The organism is Lamprobacter sp. (assembly GCF_034860625.1).
In the GTDB taxonomy this organism is placed as follows: domain Bacteria; phylum Pseudomonadota; class Gammaproteobacteria; order Chromatiales; family Chromatiaceae; genus Lamprobacter.
Map to the genome: position 1 here is coordinate 24,536 of NZ_JAYESN010000021.1, position 14,090 is coordinate 38,625.

At 58.1% G+C, this 14,090-nt stretch carries 9 protein-coding genes; 3 read left to right on the top strand and 6 right to left on the bottom strand.

Going from position 1 to position 14,090, the window contains the following annotated elements; translation table 11 throughout:
- The first annotated feature begins 151 nt into the window (after window positions 1–151).
- Both pth and VBE63_RS07770 read left to right on the top strand, forming a co-directional pair.
- Window positions 152–2,092: an aminoacyl-tRNA hydrolase gene (gene pth, locus VBE63_RS07765; RefSeq protein WP_323682445.1), complete on the top strand. Its 1,941-nt coding sequence runs from the start codon at window positions 152–154 to the stop codon at window positions 2,090–2,092.
- A gap of 743 nt (window positions 2,093–2,835) precedes the next feature.
- Complete coding sequence (locus VBE63_RS07770) at window positions 2,836–5,019, top strand: hypothetical protein (protein ID WP_323682446.1); 2,184 nt, start codon at window positions 2,836–2,838, stop codon at window positions 5,017–5,019.
- A gap of 218 nt (window positions 5,020–5,237) precedes the next feature.
- On the opposite strand, the gene VBE63_RS07775 is transcribed toward VBE63_RS07770, so the two are convergent.
- Both VBE63_RS07775 and VBE63_RS07780 read right to left on the bottom strand, forming a co-directional pair.
- Window positions 5,238–7,043, bottom strand: a complete 1,806-nt coding sequence (locus tag VBE63_RS07775; protein WP_323682447.1) for an ABC transporter ATP-binding protein — start codon at window positions 7,041–7,043, stop codon at window positions 5,238–5,240.
- A gap of 11 nt (window positions 7,044–7,054) precedes the next feature.
- A complete protein-coding gene (locus tag VBE63_RS07780; RefSeq protein WP_323682448.1) occupies window positions 7,055–8,059 on the bottom strand; it encodes a glycosyltransferase in 1,005 nt (334 codons plus the stop codon).
- A 101-nt stretch (window positions 8,060–8,160) separates the two neighbouring features.
- On the opposite strand from VBE63_RS07780, the gene VBE63_RS07785 reads away from it, so the two are divergent.
- Window positions 8,161–9,417, top strand: a complete 1,257-nt coding sequence (locus VBE63_RS07785; RefSeq protein WP_323682449.1) for a right-handed parallel beta-helix repeat-containing protein — start codon at window positions 8,161–8,163, stop codon at window positions 9,415–9,417.
- Between the two features lie 153 nt (window positions 9,418–9,570).
- Here VBE63_RS07785 and VBE63_RS07790 read toward each other — a convergent pair whose 3' ends face one another.
- From VBE63_RS07790 to VBE63_RS07805, 4 genes are all read right to left on the bottom strand, one after another.
- Complete coding sequence (locus tag VBE63_RS07790) at window positions 9,571–10,455, bottom strand: DUF2887 domain-containing protein (RefSeq protein WP_323682450.1); 885 nt, start codon at window positions 10,453–10,455, stop codon at window positions 9,571–9,573.
- A gap of 54 nt (window positions 10,456–10,509) precedes the next feature.
- Entirely contained in the window at window positions 10,510–10,740 is a 231-nt protein-coding gene (locus VBE63_RS07795; protein ID WP_323682451.1) for a transcriptional regulator, XRE family protein, read from the bottom strand.
- Between the two features lie 133 nt (window positions 10,741–10,873).
- Window positions 10,874–11,137, bottom strand: a complete 264-nt coding sequence (locus VBE63_RS07800) for a hypothetical protein (RefSeq protein ID WP_323682452.1) — start codon at window positions 11,135–11,137, stop codon at window positions 10,874–10,876.
- A gap of 276 nt (window positions 11,138–11,413) precedes the next feature.
- Entirely contained in the window at window positions 11,414–14,068 is a 2,655-nt protein-coding gene (locus tag VBE63_RS07805) for a VanZ family protein (RefSeq protein WP_323682453.1), read from the bottom strand.
- Window positions 14,069–14,090 lie beyond the last annotated feature (22 nt).

Consider the following 14,090-nt stretch of genomic DNA (forward strand, 5'->3'; position numbering starts at 1 on the left):
ATGTAAAAAAGACGGTTTTTAGCTTATGGTAAGCACAATAGGCTGAAGCTAATGAAAAAGAATGATGGTGGGTTAAAATAGTATTCTTGTAAAAGCGCCTTTATCAAGTCTTTTTCGTTAATAATTTCATGAGTTGCCGACGGAGATCTCTATGAGCTTGCTAACTCGATTGAAGCTTGCGTTCGCTTGGCGCTGGAAAGAATGGAACAAGCGATATGCATTGATTCGTGCGTACCGCAAACGTGCAAGCCTCATTGATACGGTATTCGTTGGTATCACTGGTTCAGTCGGCAAGACAACGACGAAAGATCTTGCGGTTTCGGTGTTAAGTAGAAAGGCTAGCACACGGGGTAACCGTTTAAGCTTGAACTACCTGGATGATATATCCCGTGAAATTATCTCCATCAATCACGGCATCAAGTTTGCGGTATTTGAAATTGCCACAAGTGGGCCTGGCACCATCGATAAGAGGATCGACTTGGTGCGTCCATCCATCGCGGCGATGACGGTGGTAGGACGTGACCACATCAAGGCTTTCGGCACCATGGAAGCCATTGCTGAGGAAAAGGGCAAGCTGATCATGGCGCTGCCAGACGACGGCACCGCTGTGCTCAATATCGATGATCCTTTGGTTCGTGCTGTTGGCGAACGGGTCTCGGTGCGATGCATCTGGTTTGGCGCTTCGGCAGGAGCCGACTTGAGAGTCCTAGAGCAGCATTCTACCTATCCAGATCCACTGACATTGCGTATCAAGTTTCAGGGTCAGACGTACACCTGTGTGACGGGCGTCCATGGTATCCACCTTACGGTTCCTATCCTTTCAGCCATCGGCATTGGCCTTGCCGCAGGCCTGCCAATACAAGAATGCATGGCTGCGCTCAAGGATGCACCGACCACGCCCGGAAGAATGCAGCTCGTGTCTTGCAAGGATGGTATGACCTTTCTTCGTGATGATTACAAGGCTCCGCATTATTCGCTTCCGATGGTTTTCGACTACCTTCGAGAAGCTCGGGCCGAACGCAAGGTGGCAGTCATCGGAACACTGTCGGACTACTCTCTATCGGCTTCTAAGTTGTACCCGAAGGTGGCGCGACGCGCGATGGAGGTCGCGGATCTCGTCATTTTTGTGGGGCCGCATGCCTTGCGCGCTCTAAAAGCCCGCAGTAATGGTAATGAGGACAGACTAGCGGGATTCACTGAGATCGAGGACGCCCATCGATTTCTCGAGGCAGAATTGCGTCCTGGAGATCTTGTACTGCTGAAGGGTACCAACCGTGTCGATCATCTGATCCGTCTCTTGCTTGCCCACGAGCAACCTGTTACTTGCTGGATTCAGGATTGTGGATGGAACCGTTTTTGCGACAATTGTCCACGGCTCGACTCGCCGATTGCCCAACCCATAAACCGATCTACTCCGGTGGTTCCGGCACCGGAGCATCGTGAAGAAATGAAAGCCATGAACACTGTCATCGAAGCTCTACCTGAGGGGCTCGCAGACACTGCTCCCGATGCTTGGCTGGTGGTTGGGTTAGGAAACCACGGCGAGAAATATGCCGACACTCCGCACAACATCGGTTATGAAGCCCTGGATCTACTGGCACAGCAGTTTTCGGTCGATTGGATTTCGGATCGTGATGGCGCGATGAGTCGGGTGGTAGTCTTCGGTCACCAAGCCGTTCTGTTCAAGCCAGAGACCGCTATCAATCTAACAGGACCAGTCGTAGAGCGCGCTCGGCGGCGGTTAGGCCTTTCTCCCGAACGCATCATCGTCGTCCACGATGATGCCGACTTGGCGCTTCCCGATGTTCGTCTCAAGCGCAAGGGCAGTGACAGTGGGCATAAGGGGCTGCGTTCGTTATTCTCTGCGCTTGGTAACGACGGCTTCATGCCGAGGGTCAGAATCGGCATTCGGGCGCCGCAGGATCGCGAAGCTGCGACGAAGTCGCTGGTGCTTCAGGCTTTTGCTCTGGAAGACGCGGATGCAGTAAAAGAGGGGTTGCAGAGAGCGGCAGTGATGGTGAAGGAACTCATCAGCCCTGACGAGCATGCAAGCCCGCACCCTGCGGAGCCCAACGTTGGCAGGCAAGGATGAAGAAGGCATTTTTGCTCCTGATTAGTAAGCTTCTTCAGCCAGACGAGGGCGTTGCGATTGGCCTCGAAGCCCTGAAAGGCCAGATCGCGTTGCTCCCCGGCATGGTGTCGACAAGAGTCGGCGCAGTGTCTATATTGGGACCGTAGCAGCAGCATGCGTGCCAAAACGCGGCCTTATTGACGAACCCTCGGGCGGCAGTCATGTTTCAGCAGTTGGCGACATCTTCCCCGTTGGCTCTCTTGCTGACCGTACTACTTCTTTCAGCAGGCATTAATACACCCTCTCTCGCCGAGAGTTCAGCGGTATCGTTGGCGGAAGCCCAACGGAAAGCGGGGCCGGCAACGCCCGGCCAACCCGAAGAGTCCTCAACTTTGTCCTCGTCTTATGGCAAGTCACTCGCATCCAGAGCGCGCGAAGTCGCGGGAGCGGAAGCCCAAGCCACATTCTCTGAATCCCAATTGCCGTCAGGCGCACCGGTGACCCGGGCCTCCGAACTTACGGGAGCGATGATCCGTGCAATCCGCCGGGGGGATAGCCTGGATAACATCACGCCAGAAGTTTCTCGCGTCGAGCGAGTCACTCAGCCATTACCAGCACCGGCAGCACGGCCACCTGATCCGCCGGTGCCGGCCACGCGTGACAACCACACCATCCCGGCCAGCACAGAAGACGCCGAAGTGTGGACACCCACACCCCCTTCGCCCGGACCAGCAGATGGCCTGTTACTGGTAGAGGCAAGGACCATGCAGCCGGGGGAGTGGCGTAACCTGCGCGACAAGACCACATGGCCAGGCAAGAATCAGGGAGCATCTTTCTTTGATTTCCAACGGATAGGCGGCACGGCAAAGGACGGAACAGGGGGTGCTGACGGCTTTGGCTGGACTCAGCGGCTTGTCTACCACGAGGGCGCCCTGATGGTGCTCGCGATGCGAGACCTCGCCCCCGTTGCCCTGTTTGGTATGGACCCGAACGGCACCTGGTGGCGCAGAGACACATGGAAGAAGCTCGACGGCGAGTGGACCAAGGTCAACCAGATTGTAGGCTGGGTCGGCAGTGGCTGGTCCGGTGCGTCGGGTGGCCGGCGTCCCTTCAACCGGCTTACCCAAGACTCGACGCACCTGTACTTCTCGCGCACCCATGGCACGGGCAGCAAAGAGGAGCACGGCCGCACCTATCGGACTCCGCTCGATAACCCCGGCGTATTTGAGGATTCCGGGCACCACGGTTTCGGGCAAGACGACATCGACACGGTGGGCAATCACGCCATCATCTGGGTCGAGGCTTGGGGCCGATTCTATGGCTACACGCCTGGCGGCTACATCTGGACGCGCAAGCCAGGAGACGCAGACTGGACCTTGTTGGGTCGGACACCCTACGACGGCGACAGCCGAGCGTCGGGGTACGCCGGCGAGATTGCCTACAACGCGGTTAAAGATGAATTGGTATTTATCGGCGGTCAGTCCTTTGGGTCGCCTCCGGGCACTGGCACGAAGTGGGCGCGGATCACGGAGCCCACCGGTGAGCTTGAGGCTTTGCCAGACCTGCCAAACATCGACGGGCACCAGCTTTACTACACCTCGGCGCAAAATAAGATTCTTGTGGACCCGCGCGATGGCGCCTACCTGCTCCAGGTGGGCCGAGAAAAAATCTACCGCACGGAGGACCGCGAGAACTGGGCGATTTATACCGACCTGTATGCAGACGCAGATAAGCCTTTTTGGCGCTATGATGCCTTCGCGCCCGCCGCGCGGATCCCCGGCACGGATGTGTTTGTGTTCGTCTCGCATGGCAAGGGCGTGGTGCTTCACCGGCTGAAGGCGCTAAAGGACATGCCCGAGCCGGAAACTGAGCCCGAACCAACGCCTGAGCCAGGCCCCGCTCATGCGCCTGAGCCGACGCCTGACCCCGCGCCTGTGCCTGCGCCTGCGCCAGAACCCGGCGATAGCGTGCTGCAGTCGCAGGCAGAGCAACTGCCCAGCGGCGGCTACTGGTCGCCGCTGGGGCCAGAGACGTTCGGCGGCGTTTGGACCCATAACAGCTACAAGAACAACAGCAACGACTTCTGGAACCCCGTGGCGGTATGGAATCCCGTGCAGCAGCGCATGTATGGGGTGCTGGACCGCACTGCAGGCCCGCACACGCAAGAGAGCGTGGTGATTCTGTACTACGATGCCCCTACGGATTCTTGGGGGAACGTGGAGGTGCCCGATCTTGGCGGCGAGTTCGGATCACCTCATGTGTATGGCCGCTGGGCGTTCGACATCAGGCGGCAGAAACTGTATCGCAGGACAACTGCTGGAGATGTGTGGGTGCTGGATCTCGCGACTCACGAATGGACGAATACAGGCCCCCGCAACAGCACGTGGCGTGACGGCATCGCCATGCATGAGGGGACCGGGGAACTGATTCACATGGATGGCGATGGATTTGTGTATGGGTGGAACCCCGACACGGACCAAGTGAGGACAATAGGACGGAACCCGCACGCCACCGACCGGCACTCCCACGGGCACTACAACCCCGTGCGCAACGAGGTGTGCATCGCCTTTGGTAATGGCGGCGACATGCTTACGCTGGTCTCTGCTGATAATGTCCTGGGGGTTACGGTCCCGGAGGAGGTGCGAGGCCGCGCTGGGTCTGCCACCACGTTCAGCTTTTACGATCCACTTACCGGTCATTACCTCATCTACGCGACGGGTTCGGACGGCCCGCGCGAACTGTGGGAGTACGACCCCGACACCGACCGCTGGGCAATGGCGCTGGATGTGGGCCGAAGTGACTTTGCGTGGCCTCGGTACCACGGACACCTTATTGCTCCAGTGCCAGAACTCGAGGTGATTATCTGGCTGCACCGCTCCGACCACGGCAATAATCGGCACCGGGGTATTTACAAGCACGAAAGCGTGCTCGAACCGGGAGGCTCATGACACCGGGAGGGCATGACGCCAGGGCATCGCCCCGAGCTTAGCGATTGGCTGTCCGAGTGGCACAATTACCGAGGTTTTTCACCTTTTTGTGCACCACAGACGCCGCATTCAAGAGACGCTCACCCCACTGGAGTTGCCAGCCAAGGATGAAGAAGGCATTTTTGCTTGGCCGTGGATATTATCTTTTGATTGTCCAACGAGTTGGCACGGTCACTTACCTAATCTAATCCAGACGCTAATTTTTGGAGATGCGAGCCATCGCGATTAATTAGCTCGTCCCACTGACCCTGCTCGGCTAGTTCGCCGTTGACCAGCAGATAGATACAGTCGCAGGGCTTAACAGTGCTCAAGCGGTGTGCAACGAGTAAAATAGTCTTGGTGCCACTCAAATTATGAATCGCCTCCATCACGGCTCGTTCAGTCGCGTTATCCAAAGCGCTCGTTGCCTCATCGAAGAAGATCACAGCAGGGTCTCGATATAACGCTCTGGCAATGCCAATCCGCTGCCGTTGTCCACCTGAGAGACGGACCCCGCGCTCGCCAATGATCGTTTCATAGCCTTGTGGAAGCTGACTGGTCACGAAGTCGTGCAGGTTGGCGAGACGGGCGGCTTTCTCAACTGCGACTTGATCGATCTGGGATTCTGGCAGGCCGAGCGCTATGTTCGAAGAAACGCTTTGATCAGCTAAAAAAATATGCTGCGGTACATATCCAATTGCTGCTTGCCAGTTCCGTGTGTTCCCTTCAGTCAAAGGCTGATCGTCAATGTAGATCTCACCTTTATCGGCTGGCAAAAGCCCGAGCAGTAAATCAACTAAGGTGCTTTTGCCGGCACCGGAGGGGCCAACAAATCCGACGGTGGTGTTTGCTTCGATGGTTAGATTCAGTTGTTGCAGTGCGGGTTCTTCGCTGCCTGGATAGTGGTAAGTAATGTTCTTAAGCGCGATCACGGTGGAGGGGATCAGTGGCTTAATCTTTTGCGAGCGTTGTGGTAATGCGATGGAGTCAGATTGAGCGCCAAGGTCGGCAAGGATATTGTCGACTGCTGCCGAACTAAAACGCATTTGTGCAATGCTACTAAAAATCTTCTGGAAAGCGGGAATCAGCTGACGCCCAGCAAGTCCATAGGCCCCAATTAAAGGCAAGGCAGTCTCAATGCCACCATGTCCAGCCATGGAATAGAGTGCAACCAGTAATATCCCCCCAAAGGCGATTGCCTCAATCGCATACTGAGGAAGATTTTGAAGGAGAGTTGAATTGGCTTGATGTTTTGCGAAGCGCTTAGATGGGTTGCGGTAACGCTCTAAGTAATCGAACTCGCGACCAAGCAGACGAATTTCCTTGGCTCCGGCAAATGCTTCAGCAGCCGCTGTGAAACGTTCACGGTTAGCTTGAACTCGGTCTTTGCCGATTTTATTCAACCAGGTTCTGGCAAGTAAGTAGATTAATCCATAAATGCTTCCTAGTGTGATCGCAACGATCATCGCCATGATTGGGTATATGATAATTAGCAGTGTGACAATCGCACTAGCTAGCAGGATTTGGCTGACTAAGCGCATGGCAGGCATCAATCCGCCATTGATAGCCTGGGCCGTCTCTTGCAGTACATTTTTTGCGAGATCACCAGAATTGCGATTCAGAAAGAAGGCATAGGGTCTTCGCAGGTAGTCTGCCATCAGCCGGCGGGAGAGTTCGTACTGTTGCATATGTGAAAAACGGATGATCGCCCATTGCGTTAGTGCTTGCAATGCGGTCCCAAGGACAAAGACTACAAATGCTAATATCCCGAGAAAATAGAGAAAATTATCCTTAGAGTCGAAATCGAGAAATTCAAACGCTTTACTTAGCCAAATATTCGTGTCGATAACTTCTGGATTTGACAAGACTGCAAGAAATGGCATGACCGACGCAATGCCTGCGGTCTGCATAAAAGCGGTTACAATCATCAAAAAAAGAAGCAGGAACACTTTCCCACGATCACGCGGATCAAGCAGTTCCTTTAGCTTTGATAAGGTATTAAACATAATTCAATAAACTATTGGCGTTGACGGTTCCAGCGTTGTTGGATGCGCTGCGGCAACAGGCTTTTTACTCCTGCAAGCGCAAGGTAAGGCCAAGCCTTCAGGTATAACGGGCGTTTCGCGATGACTTGAGCAAAGGCTCTGAGTGCTATCCTGGCTTGACCGCTCCAGAAATGATGATAACCAAAGGTGAAGCTGGTCTCAGCGACACGTCGCCTGACGGCTTTGGCAGGGGTGATGTCGCCAGTAGGTCCTATCAGTCCAAAGCGCTCGACTGCTTTGTTGACGACCAGGCCTTCATAGTTGACTGTTGGCCAGCGGTGAACGCAGCCATGACCATGCAGGCGGTAGAGTGCAAAAACGCGGTCGAGTTGATGCATCTGCGTAAGTCGTGATGCCCTGATCCAATAGTCGTAGTCCTGACCGCGCTTCAGCGAGGTGTCGAATAGACCCACGCGCTCGATCAGGCTGCGGCGAGCCATGACAGTGATGGTGTGCAGCAGTGAGGAAAACAGCAGGCGGTTGTAGAGCCAGCCAGAGCGATCAGGGACGATACCGGGTACGCTGTCTGGTGTTGGTGTGCTGGACGCCGGCAACAGGTCACTTGCGGATGGGAAAGCGCCGTCCGGGTCGGGCTTCCAGACTTGCCAGCGCGAGAACACCATGTCGATCTCTGGGTGTCTCTGCAGATGCGCGACCTGTGCGCTGAGTTTTCCAGGGAGCCACAGATCGTCGGAGTCAAGGAACGCGATGTAGTCGCCCTGGGCGGCCTGCAGGCCCTGGTTGCGGGCGACGGCGGAGCCTTGATTGGCCTGGGTGATGAGCCTGAGCTGATCGCCGTAGCTGCGAATCCGCTCGACCGTGGTATCGGTGGAGCCGTCGTCGATGACGATGAGTTCTTTGTTCGGATAGTCTTGCGCCAGAACGCTGTCGATGGCTTCACCGATGTAGGCTGCGGTGTTGAAGGAGGGCATGATCACGGAGACCAAGCCGGCGCGGCCTTGTGCGGTATCTGACATCGCTGTGGGGATTTCGGGTGGTCCGCTTGATGAAGGCATGTTCGGGACAATCCTTCTGGTACTGGTGCGCGATGATGGTACAACAATCGAGACGCTTACGCTTGATGCTCCTGCCTCTGCTGTGGATGCTCTGCGGCATCACGCAGCCTGCCTTCGGCGACCGGCTGATTGAGGCTGGTCCGAACGATTACCGAGAGTCTTTGCGACAACTGGGTCCTGGCGATCACCTGCGGTTGGCCTCTGGAATCTATCAACGGGGGCTTCTGCTGCGCGGAACCGCAGGCGCTCCAGGTCGGCCCGTGATCATCGAGGGGCCAGCCGAGGGTCCGCCAGCGTTGTTCGAGGGCCGCGATCGCGGTATCACGGTGAGTCTGATCGATGTCGCGCATGTGATCATCCGCAATCTCTATCTAGACGGACGCGGCGCGCGTGGTCATGCCATTGTGGCCGAAGGGCGCGGGCGTTTCGCGCATGATGTGACCCTGGAAAACCTGACCATCACTGGCTTCGACGCAGCGCAAGCCTTCAATGGTATCTCGACCAAGACGCCGGCTTGGAACTGGGTGATCCGCGATAACCAGATTCAAGGCGTGGGAACCGGGATGTACCTGGGAAACTCTGATGGCACGGCTCCCTTCATCAACGGGCTGATCGAAGGCAACCGCATCGAGGATACGCTGGGCTACAACCTGCAGATCAAGCATCAGGCACCGCGTCCGGTACTCGACGGCATGCCCCAAGGCCCGTCGGTGACGGTGATCCGCGATAATGTGTTCAGCAAGCTGACCGGCGGCGGCGAGGGCGAGCGGGCGCGGCCCAATGTGCTGGTGGGGCACTTCCCGCTGGAGGGCGCGGGCGCCGAGGACCATTATCTGATCGAACGCAATCTGTTCTTCCAGAACCCGACCGAGCGTTTGTTCCAGGGCGAGGGGCGTTTGGCGCTGTCCGATAACCTGTTCGTGAACTGGTTCGGCGCGGGTGTGATCTTCATGGCGCATAACGATGTGCCCCGGGTGGTGGATGTGATCCACAATACCATCCTGACGGAGGGGCCAGCGCTGACCGTGACCGGCATGCCCGAGGGGCTGTCTCCCCAAGTGGCGGGCAATGTGCTGCTGAGCGCGAGTCCACAGCTGGAATGGGACGATGACCTGAACGTTGTCGGCGAGCTGGCGGAGGCGGAGGCGATGTTCGTTGCGCCGCTCGCCGGGCTGGATGCGCTGGATCTGAGCCCGCGCGAAGGTCGGTTGCAGATGCCCGATACATTCGATATCGAGTCCCGCTGGCCCCGCAGTGGACCATTGCGCTCGGACCAAGCAGACTCGATAGAGGCGCGGTTCGGGGCGTTCGCGCACTGAGTCTGTTGAGACGCTTACGCTTGATCGTCCTCACGATGAGTCTGATCGATGTGGCGCATTTGACGATTTACAATTCGGGTGCCGGCCTGGAACAAGGCGTAAGCCGCAGGATGGACCTGGGCACTCCTGATGGCACTGCTTGCCGACTCCTGCTCAGTGTTCGGCGAGCCAGGCGTTGAGGTCGGTCAGTTCGGTGAAGTCCAACAGGGCCTCGCCCAAGGCTTCGAGCTGCTCGATCGGTAAGGCGCTGATGCGTGCTTGCTGGGCCTCCGGAATCTCGCCAATGCGGCGGTGCAACAGTCGCAGGATAAGGCGTTCTTCGCGCTGGCGGCCTTTCGCCTCGCCTTTCGCCTCGCCTTTCGCCTCACCTTTCGCCACGAGTTCTTTGTACGCGCGGGTTTCTTCTAACGGGGTCAGTTCGCCTAGCATGTTGAGGATCTCCGGAAGGCCAAGGGTCTTGAAGCGAGCCATCAGCCAGGATTGAAAGACATCGAGACAGTATTGTCGAGCTTGCGGTGGAATGGCCGCTGTTTTTAGCTGACTGTAGACGGCCGGGGCGCGGGCTTGCAAGTGCGCGAGATCGCTTTCCAAATAGGGCAGGAAGACGCCGAGCAGCGGATGCTCAGGGTCTTCTTGGGTGAGGCGGCGCAGGATGTCGGGCAGGTAGGCGCAGCGCACGGGGGCGTCGGCATCGCGGGCCATGAGGCTGTGCCAAGGCTCGGTGGCGGGGTCGATCTTGGCGTCGGCAAACAGGACGAAACCGCGCACGGCGCGGGTAGGATGGCGCTCGCCGACAAGGCCGATCTCTTGGACGAGACGGTGGTAGATGAGCGGATCGGATTGGGCCTGGAATTCGATGATCCAGATGCCTTCGTCTTCGTGCTGTGGCATCAGCACCCCGTCGGTGCGCCGTTGCAGGCCTTTAACGTCCAGTGCCTCGAAGAGATACGGCCCGCAGATCTGGATGCCGTCGGTGAGGCGGTACAGGAACTCCGGGTCGGCGCCGAGCAAGGTGTAGATTTGGGTGTCGGTTCTCATTTTGTGTTGGTGCGCGAAGTTGGTACAACAATCGAGACGCTTACGCTTTCAGCGTCAAGCCAGCGGCTCATGGGAAATTTCGTAGGCTTCAATAAGATCCCCGATCACAGCGACCAACGAATAGAGTGGATGCGTTGCGTCGTCACGCACAATGTCGAGCAGGTTGTTGAGCAGGGTGATAGCTTGCTCATAGTCGACTTCGGAATCAATATGGTGAACCGGAGCCAAGGTTTGGAGCGATTGCCAGGCTGGTACTAACTGCTGAACATCAATCGCTGAATTCATGGTGCTCTCCAATCATTTCTGTCATATTCTGCATGAGTCATCACTTTCGCCACCAACCTGCTTCTGAATGAGGTTGAGGACGCTATCCAGCGTAATATCACTGCTCTCGACGATGCCTTCTCGCTTGTGCCGATCAAGTAAACTCAAAATTTCCATTTTTTTCGTCGATTTTTTCTTTTAAATCATCAGAGACTTTTTGAAACGCTTTCCACTCCATGTAATCATCCCAAGCCTCGAAATCTTCTTGATCGCTCACCTTGAGTAACGCTGAAAAGTTTTCCAAAGATGTTTGATATTTGCATTCAAACAGACGTAGTTTTTCTTGTGCCTTATGCAGAGAGGCTAGATAGTCGAGTAACAAGAGCTGACCAATGTCCTGTTTGTCAACGGTGATCATGGGGGTTCTCCATTTGGTCGTCCAACCAGTCTTCGGTGAACCAGGCGTTGATATCGGCCAGTATTTTTGGGCCTGTGGCGGCCGGGCCACGGACATCGCTGATGATCCGCTCAACGAAGGCATGCTTGAGATAAGCCTTGTCGTGCTGATGCGCGAAAATGTTACAACAATCGAGATGCTTATGCTGCCGGAGGGGCCGTCCCCTCGGGACCGTTGCGCTTGGAGCAAGCAGGCCCGATAGAGGCGCGCTTCGGGGCGTTCGCGCGCTGAGTCCGTTCAGGCGTTGCCGGTAATATCTTCCATGAATAGGCGCACCGTGCGCCGCATGGTGCGCGATACGCTGATGTCGGCCTGGGCCGCGAGCGCTCTGATGCATTGTGCCTGGTCCTCGCGGAGATCGACCGTTTGTTCAACCAGACGCTGGCCAGGGTCGTCCGTCTGGTAGAGGGTAGGACGACTCAGACGCTCCACTAGCGTTGCTTCGCTGTACTCATTGAGCAGGACGTCGACCACGCGCCGAATCGCGCTCTGGAAATCGAGTTCGAGCTGCTTGGCGACCTGGTCGAGGAAATCGAGCTGTTGCAGGGTTAATCTGGCTGTGAATGTCGTCTCAGCATGGGCTTGTGACTGAGCACGCACTGGCGACTGAGCGTGTGTTGGCGTTGGTTTCTCCGAACCCACCACAGGCCCGAACAGCGGGGTCGCCAATCTCAAGCCGAGCGCGAAGACCATGACAGCGGCGGTCTGCACGACGACCCAGCGCGCGAGCAGGGCCTGCTCGCTCAAAAGGTCACTGCGATCCGGCCCGAGCAGGAACTGGATACCGGAGAAGGTCAATCCGTACTTTTGTACCTGATCCGCGAGCGCTTGGTTGAGCAGCCACCAAGCGATCGGCACGACCATGAGGCTCGCGAGCAGGGCGATGAACGCGGTGCGTCGCGAGCGCGCTTGCGCGACCAGGACCGCGTTGACCGCAACAACGGCGATCAATGCATAGAGGTAATCGTCGCCGTTAATACCGAGCAGGCCCTGCCGTGCAATGAGTTCGTTCAGGTTATCGGTTGAAGACCAATCAAAGGCGATGGCTTTGCAGAGCAGCAGCCAGGGCAAGGCGTTGAGCGCAAGCCAGGCCACGCGCGCCGCGATCGCACGGCTTGGGTCTTGTCGCTCCATGTGTTGCAGCCAGGCCGCTTGCGCGAGGGCGAGCATGATGAACAAGGGGCCGAAGAGCGCCGCAAAGCGCACCGGACGTTCGACGATGGCGACCAAGTCCGGGCCGAGGGCGAGAAACAGCACTCGGGCCTGCTCGCCCCAAATGTCCCGGTTGGTGACGAACCAGTGCAGGTTGGTCGAGCCGGCGATATCCAGGATGCTCTCCTGGGTGACGCTGAGACTGAGCAGCAGCAGGCTGACCATGGCGGCGGCGAAGGCGCTGAGCGGAATGCGCAGGATCGGCCGGCGCGCGCGGTGGATCTGGCGCGCCATCCAGGCCGCTCCGGCGCCAATCCAAAGCAGCGCGAGCACGAAGACCCAGGCGGCGAGTGGATGGGAATCGCCATGCAGCAGCTCGCGCAGGTTGTAGGGAACGCCGGGAAGGCGCACCACCACCCACATAGGGATCGCGCCAAGCGCCGCGATCGCTGCGAACTGGATCAACACCCGATGCCAGGGTCTGGCCTCGTTGGGCGTCGATGGCGCTGGGGCGTTGGCGTCGACGGGCCGGCTGCTGAGGGCAGGCGGCTCATCGCGAGACCGGGGGGAAAGACCGTGCTGCCCATCGACAGGCTGCGCTGTGTCGGTCAGGCGCATGAGGGTGGCGGCGACCAGGATGACCCAAATCGGCTCGGTGATCGAGGGTGTCCGGCCGATGAGGAAGACCTGCGCGATTTCGAGCAACGTCACCCAGAGCGCAAGCAGCAGGCTGGCGGCGGGCAGGGAGCCGCCGCGCTGCTGTACCAGCCAGAGGATCGCTGTATAGAAGAACAGGTTGGTGACCAACGCGCGGGAATTGATCAGCATCGAGCCTTCGAGCACCTCGGCGAACGGAATCCACCCCATGGCATTGGTGCTGTGCGTGAGTCGGAAGGGCTCGAGCCCGTTGGCGGTCAGCACCAGGACGAGCCCGACGAGCAGGAGGAGGGCGCGCTGTGGCGGGTCGACTCGGAGCAGCAGCCCCGAGGCCACAACGCCGATACCAAAACCGATCAGGGTTGAGAGGTCGAGTTCGACGACGACGATGAACGGCTTGGCCGCCAGCACCAGCAGCGCCGCCAGCAGCAGCCAGGGGAGGCTGTTGCGCTCGCCCAGGATGCGCGCCAGTGCATGGCCGAGCACGCTGATGCCGATGGCGGCTGTCAGGCTGTCTAAGAGCGAGAAGCGCGGTTCGAGGAGCAGTGGCTTGAGGCTGTCCTTGATCAGTTGCGGGTCGATGCTGGGCACCAGCGGCACCAGTTCGGCGGCGCCCCACAGCGCGGCGACGAGCAGCGTTGCCATCGGCAGCGGCTGATCGGCGATGCGCCCGAGCCAGCGCGTGGTGAAGGCGGCAGAGGCAAGCGCAAAGCCGATGCCGAGGCCGACGGCGTTCCAGACGACATCGATCAGCGCCGCGTCGCGTGCGGGGATGTAGATCTGCAGCGCCTGCAGCACGAAGGCGAACAGAACGCACCAGAACAGGATGCCGACGAGGCGTGGCGTTCGACGTGTTTGCGGAGCGACGCCGATGGCCGCGAAAAAGCCGAGCGGGACGAATAAGGCAATATTGCCAACCAGGTCGCCGAGCGAGTCCTGTCCGCCCCAGGCTGTGAAGAAGCGCGCCCAAGTCTGTGCGTTTCCGGCTTCGAGCGAGATCGACAGCGGATACAGCGAGCCGTAGGCAATGAGCGCGAGGACGATTGCTATGATGCCGCGATGCGATGTCTGGTTGGTCCGCATCCCCGGATGCCTCTGTGCCTCT